General features: G+C 67.3%; 1 protein-coding gene. It reads right to left on the bottom strand.

All coding sequences use genetic code 11. From position 1 onward, the window contains the following. A partial coding sequence (locus LPA41_RS43935; protein ID WP_306469857.1) for an acyl carrier protein occupies positions 1–238 on the bottom strand: 238 nt, incomplete at its 3' end. Positions 239–251 lie beyond the last annotated feature (13 nt).

The raw sequence follows: 251 nt of genomic DNA, 5'->3' as shown, positions 1-251 counted from the left end.
CGGGGAACGGTGTGATCCCGTCCCCACCCCGAACCACCAGATCCCACAAACCTTGCGGCGAACTCACCCCACCCGGATACCGACACGACATCCCCACGATCGCGATCGGCTCGTCGATACCAGGCCGGGCCGCCACCACCACGCGCGCCGGAGCATCACCCACCGCACGCTGGACAAGGTAACCGGCCAGAGCGGTCGGCGTCGGATAGTCGAACACCAGCGTCGCCGGCAACTTCAACCCCGTCACCACC

Source organism: Actinoplanes sp. DH11, assembly GCF_020873875.1.
Classification (GTDB): domain Bacteria; phylum Actinomycetota; class Actinomycetes; order Mycobacteriales; family Micromonosporaceae; genus Actinoplanes.
The sequence above is the reverse complement of the archived record's forward strand: the minus strand, read 5'-3'. Positions and strand labels throughout refer to the sequence as shown.